This is a genomic window from Chryseobacterium sp. OSA05B (assembly GCF_019970065.1).
Taxonomy (GTDB): domain Bacteria; phylum Bacteroidota; class Bacteroidia; order Flavobacteriales; family Weeksellaceae; genus Chryseobacterium.
Map to the genome: position 1 here is coordinate 311,530 of NZ_JAHXYH010000002.1, position 19,830 is coordinate 331,359.

At 39.9% G+C, this 19,830-nt stretch carries 15 protein-coding genes, 1 pseudogene and 1 riboswitch; of the genes and pseudogenes, 5 read left to right on the forward strand and 11 right to left on the reverse strand.

Features of this window, described 5'->3' with window-relative positions; genetic code table 11:
* Positions 1 to 261: 261 nt before the first annotated feature.
* The gene (gene recR / locus LC419_RS08855) at positions 262 to 873 is read left to right on the forward strand and encodes a recombination mediator RecR (protein WP_034728614.1); all 612 of its coding nucleotides are present in this window, start codon (positions 262 to 264) and stop codon (positions 871 to 873) included.
* Positions 874 to 875: 2 nt separating this feature from the next.
* A complete protein-coding gene (locus LC419_RS08860) occupies positions 876 to 1,709 on the forward strand; it encodes a glycosyltransferase family 2 protein (protein ID WP_223607000.1) in 834 nt (277 codons plus the stop codon).
* A gap of 51 nt (positions 1,710 to 1,760) precedes the next feature.
* On the opposite strand, the gene secG is transcribed toward LC419_RS08860, so the two are convergent.
* The 3 genes from secG to LC419_RS08875 all read right to left on the reverse strand — a co-directional run bounded on the left by secG (position 1,761) and on the right by LC419_RS08875 (position 5,653).
* The gene (gene secG, locus LC419_RS08865; RefSeq protein ID WP_223607001.1) at positions 1,761 to 2,123 is read right to left on the reverse strand and encodes a preprotein translocase subunit SecG; all 363 of its coding nucleotides are present in this window, start codon (positions 2,121 to 2,123) and stop codon (positions 1,761 to 1,763) included.
* A gap of 133 nt (positions 2,124 to 2,256) precedes the next feature.
* Positions 2,257 to 4,287: a pitrilysin family protein gene (locus LC419_RS08870; protein WP_223607002.1), complete on the reverse strand. Its 2,031-nt coding sequence runs from the start codon at positions 4,285 to 4,287 to the stop codon at positions 2,257 to 2,259.
* A 52-nt stretch (positions 4,288 to 4,339) separates the two neighbouring features.
* The gene (locus tag LC419_RS08875) at positions 4,340 to 5,653 is read right to left on the reverse strand and encodes a pitrilysin family protein (RefSeq protein WP_223607003.1); all 1,314 of its coding nucleotides are present in this window, start codon (positions 5,651 to 5,653) and stop codon (positions 4,340 to 4,342) included.
* Between the two features lie 232 nt (positions 5,654 to 5,885).
* Here LC419_RS08875 and LC419_RS08880 point away from each other — a divergent pair.
* The 3 genes and pseudogenes from LC419_RS08880 to LC419_RS08890 form a co-directional block, all read left to right on the forward strand.
* Positions 5,886 to 6,140 (forward strand): annotated as a pseudogene (locus LC419_RS08880) (thrombospondin type 3 repeat-containing protein); the annotation flags it as partial.
* A gap of 823 nt (positions 6,141 to 6,963) precedes the next feature.
* Positions 6,964 to 9,294 carry an ATP-dependent helicase gene (locus LC419_RS08885; RefSeq protein WP_223607004.1) on the forward strand — a complete coding sequence of 777 codons (2,331 nt, stop codon included), beginning with the start codon at positions 6,964 to 6,966 and terminating at the stop codon, positions 9,292 to 9,294.
* A gap of 291 nt (positions 9,295 to 9,585) precedes the next feature.
* Positions 9,586 to 12,312: a TonB-dependent siderophore receptor gene (locus LC419_RS08890; protein WP_223607005.1), complete on the forward strand. Its 2,727-nt coding sequence runs from the start codon at positions 9,586 to 9,588 to the stop codon at positions 12,310 to 12,312.
* 49 nt (positions 12,313 to 12,361) lie between these two features.
* On the opposite strand, the gene tenA is transcribed toward LC419_RS08890, so the two are convergent.
* The 8 genes from tenA to LC419_RS08930 all read right to left on the reverse strand — a co-directional run bounded on the left by tenA (position 12,362) and on the right by LC419_RS08930 (position 19,698).
* Positions 12,362 to 13,012 carry a thiaminase II gene (gene tenA, locus LC419_RS08895; protein ID WP_223607006.1) on the reverse strand — a complete coding sequence of 217 codons (651 nt, stop codon included), beginning with the start codon at positions 13,010 to 13,012 and terminating at the stop codon, positions 12,362 to 12,364.
* On the reverse strand, positions 12,999 to 13,832 hold the full coding sequence (gene thiD / locus LC419_RS08900) for a bifunctional hydroxymethylpyrimidine kinase/phosphomethylpyrimidine kinase (protein ID WP_223607007.1): 834 nt from the start codon (positions 13,830 to 13,832) through the stop codon (positions 12,999 to 13,001). Before thiD ends, tenA begins: the two co-directional genes overlap by 14 nt.
* The gene (gene thiE / locus LC419_RS08905; RefSeq protein ID WP_223607008.1) at positions 13,829 to 14,464 is read right to left on the reverse strand and encodes a thiamine phosphate synthase; all 636 of its coding nucleotides are present in this window, start codon (positions 14,462 to 14,464) and stop codon (positions 13,829 to 13,831) included. Before thiE ends, thiD begins: the two co-directional genes overlap by 4 nt.
* Positions 14,461 to 15,258, reverse strand: coding sequence for a hydroxyethylthiazole kinase (gene thiM, locus LC419_RS08910; RefSeq protein WP_223607009.1), 798 nt, complete (start codon positions 15,256 to 15,258; stop codon positions 14,461 to 14,463). Before thiM ends, thiE begins: the two co-directional genes overlap by 4 nt.
* Before the next feature lie 61 nt (positions 15,259 to 15,319).
* Positions 15,320 to 15,413: riboswitch (TPP riboswitch) on the reverse strand.
* A 42-nt stretch (positions 15,414 to 15,455) separates the two neighbouring features.
* Positions 15,456 to 17,297: a carbon starvation protein A gene (locus tag LC419_RS08915; protein WP_223607010.1), complete on the reverse strand. Its 1,842-nt coding sequence runs from the start codon at positions 17,295 to 17,297 to the stop codon at positions 15,456 to 15,458.
* A 211-nt stretch (positions 17,298 to 17,508) separates the two neighbouring features.
* On the reverse strand, positions 17,509 to 18,531 hold the full coding sequence (locus tag LC419_RS08920) for an alpha/beta hydrolase (protein ID WP_223607011.1): 1,023 nt from the start codon (positions 18,529 to 18,531) through the stop codon (positions 17,509 to 17,511).
* Positions 18,532 to 18,554: 23 nt separating this feature from the next.
* The gene (locus LC419_RS08925; protein WP_047455103.1) at positions 18,555 to 18,938 is read right to left on the reverse strand and encodes a DUF3037 domain-containing protein; all 384 of its coding nucleotides are present in this window, start codon (positions 18,936 to 18,938) and stop codon (positions 18,555 to 18,557) included.
* A complete protein-coding gene (locus LC419_RS08930) occupies positions 18,925 to 19,698 on the reverse strand; it encodes a HipA family kinase (protein WP_223607012.1) in 774 nt (257 codons plus the stop codon). Before LC419_RS08930 ends, LC419_RS08925 begins: the two co-directional genes overlap by 14 nt.
* Positions 19,699 to 19,830: the final 132 nt, after the last annotated feature.

The window sequence follows — 19,830 nt, forward strand, 5'->3', positions numbered from 1 at the left end:
AAGAAATAAGACTTTAGGTAAGGTTGAGATTTTGGTTGGAAAATATGAATGGTGAATTTTGCTTCGCAAGTGAATTGTTAATTGCAAATGCCAGATTTCGAACCTCAAATGTGTTTCGGGATACGGGTTCTGAGATTCGAACCAGCAACTGTCAACTAGCAACTCTCTTACTCTCAAACCCTCAAACTCAAACTCGAACCCCGCAACCATATCACCCTCAAACTCCTACCAACTCTCAACAATATTCCTTATTTTTGTCCTATGGATTACCCTAGTAAAGTTTTAGCAAAAGCCGTAGACGAAATTTCAGGGCTGCCCGGCATCGGCAGGAAAACAGCTTTGAGATTAGCGCTGCACCTGTTAAAACAGCCCAGTTCCAGAGCGGTAAGTCTTGGAAACTCATTAATCAACCTTGTTAACGAAATAAAATACTGCAAAGAATGTCACAATTTTTCAGATTTTGAAGTATGTGAGATCTGCAGTAATGAAAAGAGAAACAGCGAAGTGATCTGCATCGTTGAAGATGTACGTGATGTCATTGCGATCGAAAACACGGGAAAGTTTACAGGGAAATATCTGATCTTAGGCGGCAAGATATCACCGATGGAAGGAGTAGGGCCCAATCAGCTGAATATTCCAAGTATTGAAAGAAAAGTGAATGAGGGCGGAGTAAAAGAATTTATTTTCGCATTAAGCGCTACGATGGAAGGTGATACTACAGCTTATTATATTTACAAGAAATTTAAAAACTCCAATGTTAATTTTTCAAGTATTGCGAGAGGAATTTCAGTAGGAGATGAATTGGAATATGCAGATGAAGTATCTTTGGGAAGATCTATTATGAACAGATTGCCCTACAACGAAAAGGATTAAATATGAAGCTGTCGATAATTATTGTTAATTATAATGTCACCAGGCTGTTGAGAAACTGCCTTTTGTCTATTCAGAAATATACGGAAGGGGAGAATTATGAAGTGATCGTTATAGATAATGCGTCTACAGATGCTTCCTGGGGTGATCTTATCCCGGAATTTCCCAAAGTACGTTTTATATCTTCCGAACATAATGACGGTTTCGCAATAGCCAACAATAAAGCGATCCATACCGCAGCAGGAGAGTATGTTCTGCTTCTCAATCCGGATACTGAACTGGAAGGGTATTATATGAAAGATCTTCTGGATTTTGCTGATTCTAAAGCAAATTTCGGATGTCTGGGCGTAAGAATGCATGATGCAGAAGGGGTTTTTCTTCCTGAAAGCAAGCGTTCTGTACCTGATATGTTCAATTCCTTTGAAAAACTGTTTACAAATTTTAAAAGAAGCAATTCTAAATCTTACTACAGAAGTGATATTGAGGAAACTGCCGTTGCAGAAGTAGATGTGGTGACCGGAGCATTTCTATTGGTCAAAAAAGATATTTACAAAAAAATCGGGGGGTTGGATGAAACCTATTTTATGTACGGGGAAGATATTGACCTCTGTTATACATTGTTGAGAAACGGCTACAAAAATTATTACTACGGAAAAGCTTCTCTTCTTCATCATAAAGGGGAGAGTACGATTAAAGATGAAGTGTATCTTAACCGGTTTTATGGAGCGATGCAGATATTTATTGATAAATACTACAGAGAATCCAAACCGATGCAGTATTCGTTCTTAAAAGCGGGTCTGAAGCTTAGACATAAGATTGAGAAAATCAAGCTAAAATAAAAAAAGCAGTTCAATTGAACTGCTTTTATTGTATATAAGATGGGTCTGTTATTATTTAGCTGGAGCTACAGGTGTTGTCTGAGCCGGAGTAGTAGTCGTAGCTGCCGGAGCAGTTTGCTTAGCCGGAGCTGTAGTTTCTTTCTTCAATGGCTGCTGCTGTGCAGGAGCTGCTGTTGTAGGTTTACCTGTGATCACAACGCTTATAAGAATAAGAACGATGATTACTGCGCCCAGAGTCCATGTTGATTTTTCCATGAAATCATTGGTTCTCTGTACTCCAAACTGTGCAGGTGATGCACCTCCGAAAGTACTGGAAAGACCTCCTCCTTTAGGATTTTGAGCCATAACGATGATTACCAATAAGATGCTGGCGATCATAATAAGAACCATCAATAGTATAAATATAGTATCCATTAATTTTGATATCTTTTTGAATGGGCAAATTTAATCTTTTTTTACCGAATGACAAAGAAGATCGCGGTAAATGTTAGTAAAAATAAAAACGGCAGCCGACGCTGCCATTTTTTCTATAATAAAAAGACGGTTCTTATTTAAAATCGGAATCTTTAGCCTGATTCACCTCGCGGGATTTTACCGTCAGGTTGATATCCATTCCACCCATATTCTGGATGATCGTGAATGGAAACTTTACACCTGAAACATCTTTGTAATCTGCAAAGCTTGTAGGAATAGAACCTCCTTCGCTGGATTTTGTTTCCCCCGTTTTAAGTCCTGTTTTTACACTGTAATAATAGGTGTCTTTTGGTCCTTTTACGACGTAAGAATCTTCGTTGTTGTACTTTTCGATTCCTGTTACTTTGTAGTCGGCAGATTTAGCAAAAGCAAGTTCCGGGAACAATTCCGGATCAGTCATATCAGCCTTCTGCTTGTCGTTTAAAGGTATTTTCTTGCCCTGTCCTTCCATGTAGCCTTCTTTACCATCAAAAACAATCTTTTGTACCGTATTACCCATCATTTTCATATCCATTAGCATTTTTCCGCCTTTGGCCTGAACCAGTTTCATATCCATTTCCATTCCCTGAACCTTTGTAGAAGCATCAGTAGTAATGGAAGTGATTTTCTGAACCGCTGCCAAACCTCCGATGGCATTGATGTATTTATCAGCAACAGAGGCCGTGGTTACCGCTGCATCTACTTTCTGTGCAGTAGCTTTTGCTACAGGATTAGCCTGTTTGTCGAAATATTTTACTGGATAGCCTAATTTTTCAAGTCCTTCAGAAATATCAGACGCTTTACCGGCGATGAAAATTCTGCTCTGGTTAGGAAGGATATTCGCTTTTACTGCATTGGAAATATCAGCAGCCGTTACTTTATCTATTGACTTTAAATAGTTGGTATAGAAATCAGAAGGAAGATCCTGAACCTTTTGATTTAATGCAAATTTAGCAATCGTTTCAGGCTTTTCTAAGGACATGATGAAAGAACCTTTCAGTTTAGCTTTCGCATTTTCAAGTTCTTCAGGCTTTACTGTAGAAATAGCATTAAGTTCATTCATGAATTCCTTAACTGCTTTATCAGTAACTTCATTTCTTACGCTGGCATCAGCCGAGAATTCGGAAGAATATTTATCGGCACTGATGCTTGAGTAAGCTCCGTAAGTGAATCCGTTTTTCTCACGAAGGTTCATGAAAAGTCTCGCTTCACCACCACCACCTAAAATGTAGTTGGCCATAGTAGCCGCGAAGTAATTAGGATCCTTCATTTTAAGGTTGTTCAGGTTGCTTACTGAAACCACAGACTGTACCGCTGAAGGTACATCTACAATATTAATTTCCGTTTTGGCAACATTGGCTGTAGGCTCCAAAGGAACGATAGTTGTGTTCGCTTTCTTCCATCCGCTGAATGCTTTTTCCACCAAAGGTTTGATCTGATCAAATTTCACATCTCCTACAATCACTAAATAAGCATTGTCTGGAGCGTAATATTTTTTATAGACATTTTGTACGTCAGCCAGCTGAATTTTGTTGATAGATTCTTCAGTTTCAAACTCACCTCTTGATGTATTTTTACCATACATTAAGGCGTTGGAAACTTTTGAAGCGATGGCGGAAGCGTTTTTTTCTTCAGCTTTTAATCCTTCCAAAGCTCTTTCTTTTGAATTTTGAATTTCTTCAGCAGAGAATTTAGGATTAATGATCGCATCGGCCATTAAGCCCAATACTTCAGGAAAATATTTGGAAAGAGAATTCGAAGCTGCACCATTGGAAGAAAAGTTCAGGTTAGCGCCCAGATAATCTACTTTTTTATTGAAATCGTCTTTGCTTAAATTAGTGGTTCCGTTTTCAAACTGTTCAGCCATGATAGAGCTTACTCCGGTTACACTTCCTTCGTTGAAGGGAGGTCTGTCCATAGAAAGCGTCGTGTTTACTCTTGGTAGTTTGTTGTTTTCCACTACCATTACCGTTAGACCGTTGCTCAGTTGAAACGTTTTTGGTTTTGCAATGTTGATCGCAGGAGTAGGTCCCGGTTTCGGCATTACGTTAAGGTCAATTTTTTGTGCTGAAATCGTTCCTGCGAAAAAAAACGCTGCAGCTATATATGTTAATTGCTTTTTCATTTGTAAAAATTTAATTTTTAATAATCATTTTAAACCTGAAAGTTTTCAATGATTACTTTTTTTCAGGAACGTAATTAATGATGACTCTTTGATTGGAATTCAAATACTTCTTAGCCGCGTTCTGCAGATCCTGTCTGGTGATCGATCTGTAGATGTCAATTTCCTTATTGATCAGATTGGTATTTCCCATCAATACGTGGTTCGTTGCCAGTGAAGCAGCAATTCCCTGAATACTTGAATTGGCATTCACAAACTGATTCTCATACTGATTCTGAAGTTTCTGATAATCTTCCTCTGAGATCAGACCTGTCTGCAGTTTTTTGATTTCAGCATCAATGTCAGCTTGTAAAGTCTGTTTTGTAGTCTGTCCCATCGGGATTGCAAAGAATGCGAAAATACTGTAATCTTCAAGCCCCTGGTTGAAAGCCTGTACAGCAAGTGCTTTTTTATCCTGATCAACTAATTTTTTGTATAAAACTGAAGATTTACCGTTGCTCAGATAAGACGAAAGCATATCAAGAACGTAAGCGTCTTTCTCTTTGTTAGCCGGAGTTCTGTACGCGAAAATATACGCAGGAAGCTGAATATTCGGATCCGTAGCCGTTACTTCTTTTTCCTGAGTGATAGGAGCATCTTTCGGGAAGTCTTTTGGATAAAGAGTTCCTTTCTGAATGCCTCCGTAATATTCCTGAATCCACTTTTTAGTCTGCTCAGGCTTGATATCTCCTGCAACCACTAGTGTAGCGTTGTTCGGAACATAGTATTTTTTATAGAAAGCTTGGAATTCTTCAAGTTTTGCAGAGTTAAGATCTTCCATAGAACCGATGGTAGGCCAGTTGTATGGGTGATTGGTAAATAAGTTTTTCTGAATCGTAGGGAAAAGATTTCCATAAGGCTGGTTGTCCATTCTTAATCTCTTCTCTTCTTTTACAACCTCTCTCTGAGTATCTACTCCCACCTGGTTGATAACTGCGTGACGCATTCTTTCAGATTCCATCCAAAGACCAAGCTGTTCGTTGTTGGAAGGGAACGTTTCATAATAGTATGTTCGGTCATTCGTCGTGTTAGCGTTATTTTGACCTCCGTTTGAAGAAACGATTTTGAACCATTCACCTCTTTTGATGTTGGGGGTTCCTTCAAATAAAAGATGTTCGAAGAAGTGGGCAAAACCTGTTCTTCCCTTTACTTCATCCTTCGCACCTACGTGGTACATTACCCCTGTAGTAACTACCGGCGCAGAATTGTCCTGATGAAGAATTACGTGAAGGCCGTTTGGCAGGTCATACTCTTCGAATTTAATTTGCTGTGCATTCAGGATCATTCCGAAGAAAGATGCTGCTGCCACAGAAAGAAGTCGCTTTTTCATAAAGTAGAAATTGTTTTGTATCAATTAGTAGGACAAATACGGTATTTGTTACATAATTACTCTACTTTTTTTTATTTTTTTGTTTATTTGTAAACCCTTTAACTTCACTATGAGAATTTACTATACTCTACTTTTTCTTTTCTCCTTTTTTCTGATGCAGGCACAGGAAATCATCAATAAGGATGCATTGAAAAAATGCAGAAAAGAATGGAATAAAAAGATCTGCCTTTCCGATGAAGACGGGGATGGAATACTTTTTTATCTGGATCTGTGTCCTAAAGAGCTGGGATCCCCTGAGAATAAAGGCTGTCCATGGCCGGATGAAGATAAGGATGGAGTTCTTGACAAAGATGATCAATGTCGGGAGGTCGCAGGACCCATTGAAAATAATGGCTGTCCGTGGCTTGATACCGACGGAGATGGAATTTTCGATAAAGATGATGCCTGTCCTACGTTGCCGGGAATGGTGGAAAATCAGGGTTGCCCTCCGCGTAAAAGAGACTGCGGAAAACTGTATGAGGAAGAAAAAATACGCTACGAAAAAAACGTTGAACACCTTAGTGAAATGAATTTCGATAGTCTTTTTGATATGATCTGTCAGGATCCGGATTTTAAAATATTCTTTTTAAAGCCTAAAAAAGTTCTTTTTCTGAGAAAAACCCTCAGTGGTGGCGGACCTGAATGTGGAAATGATCCTTACTACGACTGTAAACACTACGAAAAAAGAATAGAGTGGGAAATTTTTAATAAACTTTGGAACAGGAATAATTTCGCCAAATTCAGAAAGAAAACAGGAAACGGGATTATTATTCCCGTATCGGCCGTGTTTGGAGGTGAAAAGTTTTTTTTGGGCTGGGGAAAAGAAGAAAATGATTTTTTCGTCACTACAGGAAGTCTACCTTTTTATAAAGGAAAAATAACTGATGACGGAAAGGAAAGCAATTTTTACTATGTAGCACCTCAAAAGCCACTCAAAGAATTATCGATCGTCAGAAAAGATAATAAATTTTTTGATCTGCAGGAAGTTAGTTTTGGAATTTCTATGGTGGCACAATATGATAAGGATTTAAAATTAGGTTTGCTTATTATGCTTAGTTTCTCGAATCCTAAATCCGGATACTTTTCACAACCTGTAAAATATTATCAATACAAAAACGGAAAATGGACGGTCACGAAAAACTTTAATGATTAAACTCATTCTGATCCGGCAGATTGCCCATCTTAATTTTTTTACTTTCTATAAATTAAACTCATAATTTGAATTGTCCTTTGAATACATTAATTTTGTGTTCCCAAAATTTTTTTGCAGTATGGATTATCTGAAAGGACTCAATGAATCACAATATGAAGCCGTTACCTCTCTACAGGGACCTTTGATGGTACTTGCAGGAGCCGGTTCCGGAAAAACACGTGTGCTGACCATGCGTATTGCCCACCTGATCCACAACGGTGTGGATCCTTTCAATATCCTGGCCCTGACGTTTACCAATAAAGCCGCCCGCGAAATGAAAGACCGTATCGCCAAAGTGGTGGGAGACAGCAATGCAAGAAGTTTATGGATGGGAACTTTTCACTCCGTATTTGCAAGAATCCTGAGAATTGAAGGTCATTATCTGGGCTATCCGTCCAATTTTACGATCTATGATATGCAGGATGCCCTGAATGTCATCAGAAAAGTATTGAAAGACATGAACATCGATGCCGATCTTTATAAACCTAAAAAAGTTCAGGCAAGAATTTCAACCTACAAAAACAACCTGATTACGGTAAAAGCTTATTTCAACAATCCTGAGTTGATGGAAGCTGATGAAAAAGCGAATATGAAATTCATCGGACAGATCTACCAGAGATATGTAGATGCCTGTTTCAAAAACGGAGCGATGGATTTTGATGATTTATTGTTAAAAACCAACGAATTGCTGACCCGTTTTCCGGAAGTGCTGGCCAAATATCAGGACAGATTCAGATACATCATGGTAGATGAGTACCAGGATACCAACCATTCCCAGTACCTTATTGTAAAAGCGTTAGCTTCGAAATTTGAAAATATCTGCGTGGTAGGAGATGATGCACAGTCTATTTATTCCTTCCGTGGGGCCAATATCTATAACATCTTAAACTTTAAGAAAGATTATCCTGATGCGATCACGGTTTCTTTGGAGCAGAATTACCGTTCCACCCAGAATATTGTGAATGCAGCCAATGTGGTCATTTCAAAAAACCTTCAGCAGTTCAAGAAAAATGTTTTCAGTGACAACGAAGAAGGCGATAAGATCAAAATATACCGTTCTCTTTCCGATGCCGATGAAGCCAATTTCGTGGCCGGAAATATCTGGGAGCTTAGAAATACGGACCAGAGAAAGTACAGTGATTTTGCCATTTTATACAGAACAAACTCACAGACCAGAGCATTTGAAGATGCGCTGAGACGTAAAAATATTCCGTACAAGGTTTACGGAGGACTTTCTTTCTACCAGAGAAAAGAAGTAAAAGACCTTATCGCTTATCTGCGTCTTCTGATCAATGAAAATGACTCGGAAGCCCTGATGAGAATTATCAATTATCCTACAAGAGGAATCGGTGAAACGACCCAGAATAAGCTGATTGTTTTTGCAGATTCTCATAATGTGACCATTTCACAGGTATTGAGTAATTTACCAATGTATGCGCCTCAATTGGGACTGAACAATGGTGTTTTAACCAAACTGAATGACTTCTGGTCCATGATCAAAGCGTTTCAGGTATTACTGAAAACCGATACGGCGTATAGCGTTGCGATGGAAGTAGCCAAACGAAGCGGTCTGATCAAGTTTTTAAAAGACGACCAGACTCCGGAAGGAATTTCCCGTGTAGAAAACGTGCAGGAATTAATGAACTCTATGCAGGGATTCATTGAAGAACAGATTCAGCTTGAAGACGGTGATCCGAGCCTTCCGAATTTCCTTGAGAATATTGCCCTTTCTGCAGATACTCAGGATAAAAATTTAGAGGAAGATATGGTTTCGTTAATGACGATTCACCTGTCAAAAGGTCTGGAATTCCCTGTTGTACATCTGGTAGGGCTTGAAGAAAACCTTTTCCCGAGCTTTATGAGCTCTGCAACCAGAGAAGATCTGGAGGAAGAAAGACGTCTGTTTTATGTAGCACTGACGAGAGCCGAAAAGCAGGTCTTTTTCTCTTATGCAGTTTCCCGTTTCCAATGGGGAAAAATTACAGATGCGGAACCTTCAAGATTCTTAAGTGAAATTGATGACCAGTATATTGAGTTCTTAAACCCGGCTCTGGAAAAGAGATTCATCAATAACACCGGAATCAAATCCAATATCTTTGATGAACATCCTTCAGAACAGAAAGCATTCAGAAGAGTTGAAAAGAAAACCATTGATAAAGGTGACAGCTCAAAACCTGTACCGGAAGTCAGAAAACTAAAACCGGTAAGTACCGCGAAAATTATCAATCCAAGCGGAGCTTCTTCACAGGACATTGAGGTAGGGGATAAGGTGAGACACGACCGTTTCGGAATCGGGGAAGTTTCTTTCCTCGATGGTACGGATCCTCAGAATATCAAAGCCAAAGTGGTTTTCATTCATGAAGGAGAGAAAAACCTTATCCTGAAGTATGCGAAGCTTACGAAAATATAATAATTAATTGTTCAGCGGAAAAGCTGAAGATAATATTTTAAAACGGATTCTATTTGGAGTCCGTTTTTTTTATTTAAACACAAATGACACGAATTTTTTTCACGGATAACACGAATATCTTTGGCGGCCTTAGTTCCATTTGTGAAAGTATTTGTGTCATTCGTGTTTAAAGTAATAGACCAAAACTATCTTAAATTTTCATAAAATTAAAGTCTATTAATTTTGTAGACTAATGAATTAGTTTTACATTTGCCACTCAAAAAAACATAAACTATAAATTGATGTAAGGGTATGAAAAATAAAACGACTATCGTATCAGCTTCTGTTCTTTTTTTCCTCGGAACCTATGCGTTCGGGCAGGAAAAAGAAAAAGACAGCGTGAAAACCAATAATGTAGAAGAAGTTGTGGTATTGGGCTCAAGAGCCGGTGCACGATCTAAAACTGACAGCCCGGTTCCTGTGGATGTCTTCAATATAAGAGAATCCTCAGTAGTTCTTCCACAGTCCAGTATAGGACAGATTTTAAATGCGGTAGCCCCGTCTTTCACTTCTACTATCCAGACGAATTCAGACGGAACGGATCATTTGGATCCTGCTCAGCTGAGAGGATTGGGACCGGATCAGGTATTGGTTCTGGTTAACGGAAAAAGAAGACATACCTCAGCATTAGTGAATGTGAACGGAACTCCGGGAAGAGGAACCGTAGGAACGGATTTGAACTCAATTCCTTCCTTTGCTTTAAACAGAATTGAAGTCCTGCGTGACGGTGCTTCAGCTCAGTATGGATCTGATGCTATCGCCGGAGTGATCAATCTTGAACTGAAAAAAGACATCGGAAAACTAACCGGACAGGTAAGCTATGGTGGGAATTTAACACCAACTGCCAATGACCATACCGGAAATTTCGACGGACAGAATATTCAGGTTGACCTTAATTACGGAAATAGAATCGGGAATAAAGGAGGCTTCTATAACATCACCTGGTCTTCGCAGTTCAGAAACCCGACCTCAAGAGCCGGAGCTGAAAGCGGAACCATTTACAATGCCTACAATGCCATTGAAAGACGTGCTCTGAATGATGGAATCAATTTATCTTCCCTTTTTTCAAATATTAATAATGTACCGAATTCCCAGCAGCTTATCAATTACATACACCAATATGCCCAAGGCGTAAGCTATTTTTCTCAGGATCTGCAGAACCAGATTCAAGGGGCAAACAGCATTGGTGTTTTGCAGGGACTTTTGAAAGGTGATTTTACCGATCAGGAGCTTGCATACAGAGGGCAGGAAAGAAGAGATTTCAACATGCAGGTGGGACAGTCGAAACTGAACAACCATCAGCTTTTTGCTAATATCGAAGTGCCTATCAATGATAACTGGAAAGTATATTCTTTCGGTGGTTACAGCTTCAGACACGGAACTTCAGGAGGGTTTTACAGAAAACCAAATCAGAGCAGGACGTTTACGGGACTGTATTCAGATGGTTACCTGCCTCAGATCGGAACTGATATCCAGGATCTGTCGCTTTCCGCAGGAATTAAAGGAAACTGGGAGGGCTGGAATATTGATTTAAGCAATACATTCGGACAGAATTCATTCAGTTATAATATTCAGAACACAGGAAATACGTCTTTACGTTTTGCTTCCCCAAAAGAATTTAATGCAGGCGGTTTAAGATTCTCCCAAAACACAATCAATTTAGATTTTTCTAAAAAATATGACGTCTGGAGCGGAATCAATGTAGCTTTTGGAGCGGAACATCGTTATGAGAATTTTAAAATAACCCAGGGTGATGAAGCTTCGTACACCACTTATGATGCCGCAGGAAATGTGTGGAATAATAACACACCGAGAGCTACGGATTTCTTTGGAAATGCACTGCCGGGAGGATCGCAGGTTTTCGGAGGATTTAAGCCGGTGAATGCGATCGATAAAAACAGACAGGCAGTAGCCGCTTACGCAGATGTTGAATTTAATTTCACCAACTGGTTATTAGTGGATGCGGCGGCGAGATATGAAAATTATTCAGATTTCGGATCTACTTTTAATTATAAATTAGCTTCAAGAATCAAAGTAGCTCCCAATTTTAATGTAAGATTGGCAGGTTCTACCGGATTCAGAGCACCTTCTATTCACCAGATCTATTACAATGTGACCTCTACTTTGTTTACCAACAGCCAGCTTCTGGAAGTGGGAACATTCAGTAATGATTCACAAATTGCAGGACTGCTGGGAATGCCGAAACTGAAGCAGGAAACTTCTAAATCTGCCAGCGTAGGATTTACGTACAGAATTCCTTCTGCGAGTCTGACCTTCACCGCAGATGGATATTTTACCAGGATCAACAACAGGATTATCCTTACCGATCAGTTCTTAAGAGCCGACGTACCTGCCTCTGCACAGGCCGCTTTTGATGCACAGGGTATTAACGGAGCTCAGTTTTTCACCAATGCCATTGATACCGAAACAAGAGGTGTAGACGTTGTGATTTCCCATAATGCAAGATTTTCAGGGATAAAACTGGATAACAATTTTGCAATTAACGTAAGTGAAACCAGAAAAGTGGGAAATACCCACTCTTCAGGACTTTTACAGTCTCCTAATCTTGAGAAAATCTATTTTTCAGAAAAGTCAAGAGTATACCTGGAAGAAGCGGTTCCCAAGGTGAAAGCCAGCTTATCCCATACGCTTTCATGGAAAAATGCAAGTGTGTACCTTAGAAATACCTATTTCGGAAAAGTGACGGGTGCAGATGTAATTGATGCGAACGGTGACGGAATCATAGGGTTTAATGAGCACCAGCAGATCGGAGACAAGATCATTACCGATCTTTCACTGGCGTATCAGTTTACAAAGAATGTAGGACTGACCATTGGGGTCAATAATCTGTTTGATATTTATCCTGATAAAAACCTTCCGGCATCTACCAATAATGACCAGTTCGTTTATTCACGTTCTACGTCTCAGTTTGGACAGAATGGAAGATATGTATTCTCACGACTCAATTTTAATTTTTAAGTGATATCAAAAGCGGATTCAAATTTTTGAATCCGCTTTTATTTTTAATTTATTTCCATGTTTTCAGCTCATAGGCGCCTTCCCAGAAATGGAATTCCATTCTCGTGGACATGATAAAAGCTTCGGTCATTTTCTCTCTTGTTTCCTTTGTGCTGTTCTCAGCCAGTCGGTCACAAATCGCAATAGCCTGATCTACGGCAACAGAAAATTCCTCGCCTCCATACGTATCAATCCACTTTTGATAAGGATTGTTGATCGTGTTTTGATTGCTGTAAATATAATCTCCGACCTCTCTGTAGATCCAGAAGCAGGGAAGGACTGCTGCCACTGCAACTTCTACAGATTCCAAAGCTGCCGTACTTCTCAGGAAGTGAATATAATGATGACAGGCAGGTTCCGCTACACCTTTATCTGAAACTCCAAAATCTACAAAATAAGATTCGTGCAGTGCATTTTCCACGACAATGGCATTTTCAGCAAACCGCATAAACGCAAGTACATCCTGAAGATCCTGAATTTTGGCAGCGATCAGCGAAAGCGTTCTCCCAAAATGTTCAAGATATAAAGAATCCTGAGCCATATAAAACCTAAATTTCTCCTGCGCTAAAGTTCCGTCTGATAATTCTTTGATAAACGGCATGTCCAGAATAGACTGATAACGTTGTTCTATAGCTTGCCAGGTGTGTTCAGACCATTTCATTTTTAATGAGTTTTTGAGGATTAAAAAAGTGATTGAGCGGACCGTTTCCATGTCCTGTTTGTACATCTTTTCCGTTTTCTATAGCTTGATAAACGTAGTCTTGTCCCAAAGAAACGGCATCGTATAAAGTGTTACCCTGAGCCAGATAGGATGCAATGGCAGAAGAAAGCGTGCAGCCTGAGCCGTGGGTGTTGTTGGTGTTAAATTTCACTGTCTCGAAAGAATAAAATTTTTCATTTTCATCATAGAATAAAGACGTGATCGTTGAGGTTTCCTGATGTCCGCCTTTCAAAAGAATGCTTCTGCAGCCCAGTTTTTTGATTTCTTTTCCGGCAGCATAAAGATCTTCAAGAGTCTCGACTTTCATCTTTGCTAAAATGGCAGCTTCGTCCATATTAGGGGTAATCACATCAGCAATCGGGAAAAGTTTCTCCGTAATGGCTGCTATCGTGTCTTCTTCAATCAGTCGATGACCACTTGTGGCGACCATGACTGGATCAAATACAAGCGGTATTTTTTTATACTTTCCTAAAGTTGAAACAATGGTTTCGACCAGTTGTGGGGTATGAACCATCCCGATTTTTATAGCATCCGGAAAAATATCATCCAGAATAGCTTCGATCTGATCGGCTACAGCTTCTACCGGAATAGGATATATTGTTCTTACACCCTGCGTATTCTGTACAGGTAAAGCCGTTAATACAGACGTCGAGAAACATCCTAAAGCAGAAGCCGTTTTAATATCTGCCTGAATGCCTGCACCGCCGCTTCCGTCAAACCCGGCGATCGTTAATACCGATGGATAGGTGTATTTTTTCATTTTAAAATTTCATTTTTTAATTGATAGGCTGCTTTTTGAGGATCAGGAGCACCACAGATCGCGGAAACTACGGCAAGACAATCTGCCCCTGCCTTCATGACCTCCTTTGCATTTCCTAAATGAATATGACCGATGGCTACCAAAGGTTTCTCCGTAAGCTGTCTGATCGTTTTAATTCCTTCAAGTCCCCATTCTGTTATGGTATCGGTTTTTGTATCGGTTCTGAAAACGGGACTGATTCCGAGATAATCGGAAACGGTTGTCTGTTCATTGTCTAGCTGAGAAATATATTCAATGGAGTAACCAATGATTTTATGGTGGAGAAGAGGCTGTTGTCTTAAATAAACGGGCGAAGCATCGCTATTGCCCACATGAATGCCTGCTGCATTGACCTTTTCTGCAACCTCTGTATTATCGTTAATGATGAGTGGAACTGAATATTTATCTGTCAATTCAATAAGCTGTTGAGCTTTTGCAAGAAAGGAATCTGTACTGCTGTTTTTTTCTCTCAGCTGAATCATATCAACTCCTCCGAGAATAGCCTGTTCGGCAACCTGCAGGAAATTTCTACCAGCACAATCAGCCTCAGAAATGACCAGATAAAGCTGATATGGAAAAGGATTTAAACTCATCTTCGCTCTATCTTTAAACGGGTGGAAAATTCCTGTTCAGTGATTGTATACAGATTATCGATGAGGTTCACCTGAAGACTTCCCGGACCTTTGCTTTCCTCAGCAGCCAGTTCTCCTGCAATCCCTATGAATGCCATGGCAGCAGCTACAGCCATTACTTTATCTCCTGTAATTCCTATAAATGCACCGATTAAAGCTGTGGCAGAACATCCCAAACCGGTTACTTTCTTCATAAGCGGATGTCCATTTTTAATGAAAATTTCCTGTTGGATATCCAGAATAATATCAGTCTCACCGGAAATACAGACAATTGTATCATATTGATTGACGAGACTTCGTGCGGCATCTATAGCTTCATTACTCTGTGCAGTGCTGTCTACTCCTTTGGTAACGGTGGTATTGGCTTTGGCCAGCGCAATAATCTCAGAAGCGTTTCCTCTGATAACGGTAGGCTGATATTGTAAAAGCTGATGTAAAACTTCATCCCGGAAAGAAGTAGCTCCGGCGCCTACAGGATCTAAAACCCACGGTTTTCCAGTTGAATGTGTCGTTTTAGCTGCCAAGATCATAGATTCCGACCAGTATTCATCCAGCGTACCAATATTAATCACTACGGAATGGGCGATGCCAATCATTTCCTGAATTTCAGATTTTGCGTGCGCCATAATAGGAGAGGCTCCTGCAGCCAAAAGGGCATTGGCGGTATTGTTCATCACCACATAATTGGTGATATTATGAACCAAAGGAGACTGTTGTCTGACAAGCTGTACCTGTTCCCAAAGAATTTTTTCCATGATTATCATTTAAAATAAAAATAGCTTCAGGAAAAATCCAAAACAAAAAGTACACTGTCAACAATGTCATTTTGCTTTTCCCTACGTCGGTGTTAGCCGTATCAGGTTCAAAGGGACTCTCTCAATTCATTTTCAGAATACCCCTAAAGCAAAACAAATGTATAAAAATTATCAGAGCAGGCAAAAACTCATAAGGATTATCTTTCTACAAGCTCTTTTACAGGCTCTCCGTAATAATCCGTCACGGTGGTTTTGATCTGCAGAAGCTGATACCATTTGATAAATGCCCCAATGAATACAATCAACATCAGAACCATAGCTGTTACGGCTAAAGCTGCCAGCAAATACTGTTCTTTGGGAAGATAAATAGCAGTGACCTGGATATAACCTGCCCAGAAAGTAATCCCGGCCATAAAAACTCCCGGAATGGCTGAACATAAGGCATATTTCCCCCTGTTCATCCGGATCAGCATCGTTGTACAGACAATAAGTCCGCAAGCAGCCAATAGCTGGTTACTGATTCCAAAGAGCGGCCAGATACTGCTGACATTCCCCGTAAATACCAGATAACCCCATGCGAAAGTAAATAAAAGACTGCTGATAATAATTCCCGGAATCCAGTTCTTATCGTTAAATTTAGGAATTACAGAACCCAGCATTTCCTGTAAAAAGAAACGGCCCACTCTTGTTCCTGCATCAATGGCAGTGAGGATAAACACGGCTTCAAACATGATGGCAAAATTATACCAGTAAGCCGTCAGCTGATCCATGTACGGGATTTTATTGAAAATATGAGCCATTCCAACAGCTAAGGAGACCGCACCACCCGTTCTTCCGTGAAGCTCAATACCTATTTTCTGTGAATAATAATCGATGTCTACACCGTGAAGGGAAGGATGTGCTGCCAGGAAAGCATCATAAGATTCCTTCGGAGTATTGATGGCAAAATAATCACCGGGCATTAACGTACAAGCTGCGATCAAAGCCATTAAAGCTACAAAACCTTCTACCAGCATCGCTCCGTACCCTACAAAAAGAATTTCTTTTTCTTTGTTAAGCATCTTCGGGGTTGTTCCCGTTGCAATCACAGCATGGAAGCCGGAAATAGCTCCACAGGCGATCACAATGAAAATAAAAGGAAGTACAGGCCCACCAATGACAGGCCCACCACCGTTTACAAACTCTGTAAGGGCCGGCATCTGAATCGTAGGGTGAATCACAATCACACCGACAGCAAGCATAATGATGGTTCCTATTTTTAAGTAGGTTGAAAGATAATCTCTCGGTACCAGAAGCAGCCAAACCGGAAGTACAGAAGCCAGGAAACCATACAGCGGAATAGCAATAGAAATGGTTTTTATATCCCATGTAAACAGGTTATTCATCGTTTCGTTTTGCATTAAACTATGTCCCCCGATAATTCCTGCCACTAAAAGAATACCTCCTAAAATACTAGCGAAAAGTACACTGTTTTTTCTGTATCTCATGATCAATCCCATGATCACCGCAATGGGCATTGTAATCACAACGGTAAAGAGTGACCACGAAGCTTCGTGCATCGCGTTGATACAGGCTAGTGATAAACCGGCCAGCGTAAGAATCAATATAAATAAAATGGCAAAACCGGCCACCGTTCCGGTAGTTTTTCCGATTTCCTTGGAGGCAATGGTAGCAAGACTTTGTCCTTTATGTCGTACAGAAGCAAATAAAACGACCATATCATGCACACCGCCACCCAATACACATCCTATCAGGATCCATAAGGCACCGGGAAGATACCCAAACTGGGCAGCCAGAACAGGTCCTACCAAAGGTCCTGCGGCAGCAATAGCAGCAAAATGGTGTCCGAAAAGAACATTTTTATTGGTGGCCACATAATCCTTACCGTCTGCAAATTCTACTGCGGGCGTTGTGTTTTTATCATTAAGACGAAGTACTTTATTGGCAATGAAAATACCATAAAATCGATAGGCGATTGCAAAAATCAAAACTGACACGAAGATCAGAGTAAGTGCATTGGTGTTATTCAGAAAATCCATACCATTTGTTTTTTAAGAATGAATAATTAAAAATATTGTACATTTTGTTAAGAATAATTTAAACAAAAGCCAAGTTAATTATTTTACGCATAAAAAATGATGATATGTATACTAATATAGCAAATTTATATTTTGCACTTGTGTTTTAAAATATATAACATTGAATTACAATGTGTTGAGTTATATTTTTTATTGAAATGTATATCTGGTGTTATTTTCTCTGAGAATCGATAAATTCCACCATCTGATCCGTCAGCTTATCCATATAAGCTTTATCCGTGGTTCCGAAACCATGAGTACCATCTTCCACAATAATCAGGCTGTTCTGAACATTTTCCCGATTGAGTTTTCTGTGCAGTTTTTTAGACTGCTGCATCGGAACTACTTTGTCTTTATTTCCCTGCATAATCAAAGTAGGGACACCGCCTGAAACATAGGTCAGCGGAGAAATCGTTTTGAAGTAGTCAATTGTTTTTCTTTTTTCCTTTTTAATGTCATATCCGGAGAGTCCTCTTACAAGGTCTGTTCTGAGGTCAACAATTTTTTGAGCTGCCAGACCAAAAAAGAAAACCGGAACTTTTCCAAGTCGTGTATGAAGAAGTTTATTAAGATCTGAAGGTCCGTAGTGATCTACCACATAATTGACCTTTGCGGAATAGGAAGAAAGTTCCGGGCTTCCGGGAAATTCATTATCCGGAGTATAAGCCGCAAGCATGGAAAGATGAGCTCCAGATGAAGCTCCGAAGAATCCGATATTATCAGGATCAAAATGATAGGCTGCTGCATTTTTTCGGACCCATCTCACCGCATCTTTGGTATCCTGCAAAGGAAGCGGAAAGTGAATGCTGTCATTCAGGAGGGTATAGTCGATGCTGATAACCGCATATTTTTTATCAAGAAGTTTAGAAATGAATGTTTCAATATAATTTCCGTCTCTTACCGTTTTGTCTCCTTTTACCCATGCACCTCCGTGCACATAGATGACCACAGGTATTTTTTCGCCGGAAACATTTTTCGGACTGTAGACGTCAAGTGAAAGAGGGCTTCCTTTTTCATTGGTTTTGTAGACTATATTTTCTGTGACTGATGATAGGGTTGGGAGTAGGGTGCTTTTCCCGGTTTTGGGCTCGAGCTGGTTTTGTGAATAACCTAAATTAAATAAACTTAAAGAGAAAACAAAAAACAGGTTTGTGAAAAACCTGTAGATTGATATGTTGTTCGTTAATGATTTCATAGGATACTTTTTGTAGTGGAGTGTTATTTTACTAACTCCTCAAAAAGTTTACCAAAAGTCTTTTCCAGGTCTTTAGATTTTCCCGGATGAGGTCTTGAAGTCTGAACGACGGAGCTTCTTACAGCCGTAAGCCAGCGGAACCGTTCAGGAATATCCATCAGAGCGATAGGGCCTCCTTCTTTGTCGCCGTTTGCAATTTTCTGGAAGCTTTCAAGATTCTGGATAATGTCGTCGTAATCAATTTTATTATGCATCAACTTAAATTTATCCGGACACAGATGAAATTCCACGCGAATAAACTTCTCTTTTTTGGAGAACATCACGAGTCCGATGTTGAAAAACTCTTCTCTTTCAACTTTCGGTACCAGGCGGATGACGGCGTATTCATATATTTTATCCTCTTGCATTTTTCGCTTCGTTTAAAAAGATTTGAGAATTTTCTAACCTGGTTTTCATGAACTGGAAATAGATCTCACGAATCTCTTCCGGTGTCTCATCTGCGTCATTCCATTGGAGCCAGTCTTCAGGAATTAAATTGACGATATCCCTGAATAACGCATCATCCAATACTTCGTGGGCGAATTGATCTGCTTCATCCAGCTTGTTGGCTTTCGGAAGTAATACGTGATCTTTCACATATTTGAAAGGTGTTTTGGCTGCTGCATCAAAATTCTGCCATGAATGATGGAAATAAAACGATGCTCCGTTGTCGATGACCCAAAGTTCTTTATGCCACATCAGAAGATTCGTGTTCCTGAAAGTACGGTCGATGTTGGTGATGAAAGCATCCAGCCATACAATCTTTGAAGCCAGAAGAGGATCAACCTTTACGCCCGGATCATAGGTGATAGAACCTGAAAGATAGTGAAGTCCCAGATTCAGTCCTTCCGAAAATTTCAGCAATTCCTGAATTTCCTCATCAGCTTCAGTTCGTCCGAAGTCAACATCAAGGTTCACAAAGACCAGCTCAGGGATCTTCAGTCCTAAAGCTTCCGTGATCTTACCGCCCAAAAGTTCGGAGATCAGCATTTTTACTCCGTGGCCAGCGCCGCGAAATTTCAGTACATATTTAAAATCATCATCAGCTTCTGCCAAAGCAGGAAGAGATCCTCCTTCTCTCAGAGGCAGGATGTAACGCATGACGGTTACCGTTCTTAAATCCAGCATACCGCAAAATTAAGGTTATTTTTTGATAACTTGTGGTCTCTGCGAATGGGAACGAAAATAAGATGAAAAGAAAAGGGCTACGGATTTTTTCAGTAATTTAGATTCGGATGAAATACCACAAACAGTAAATAA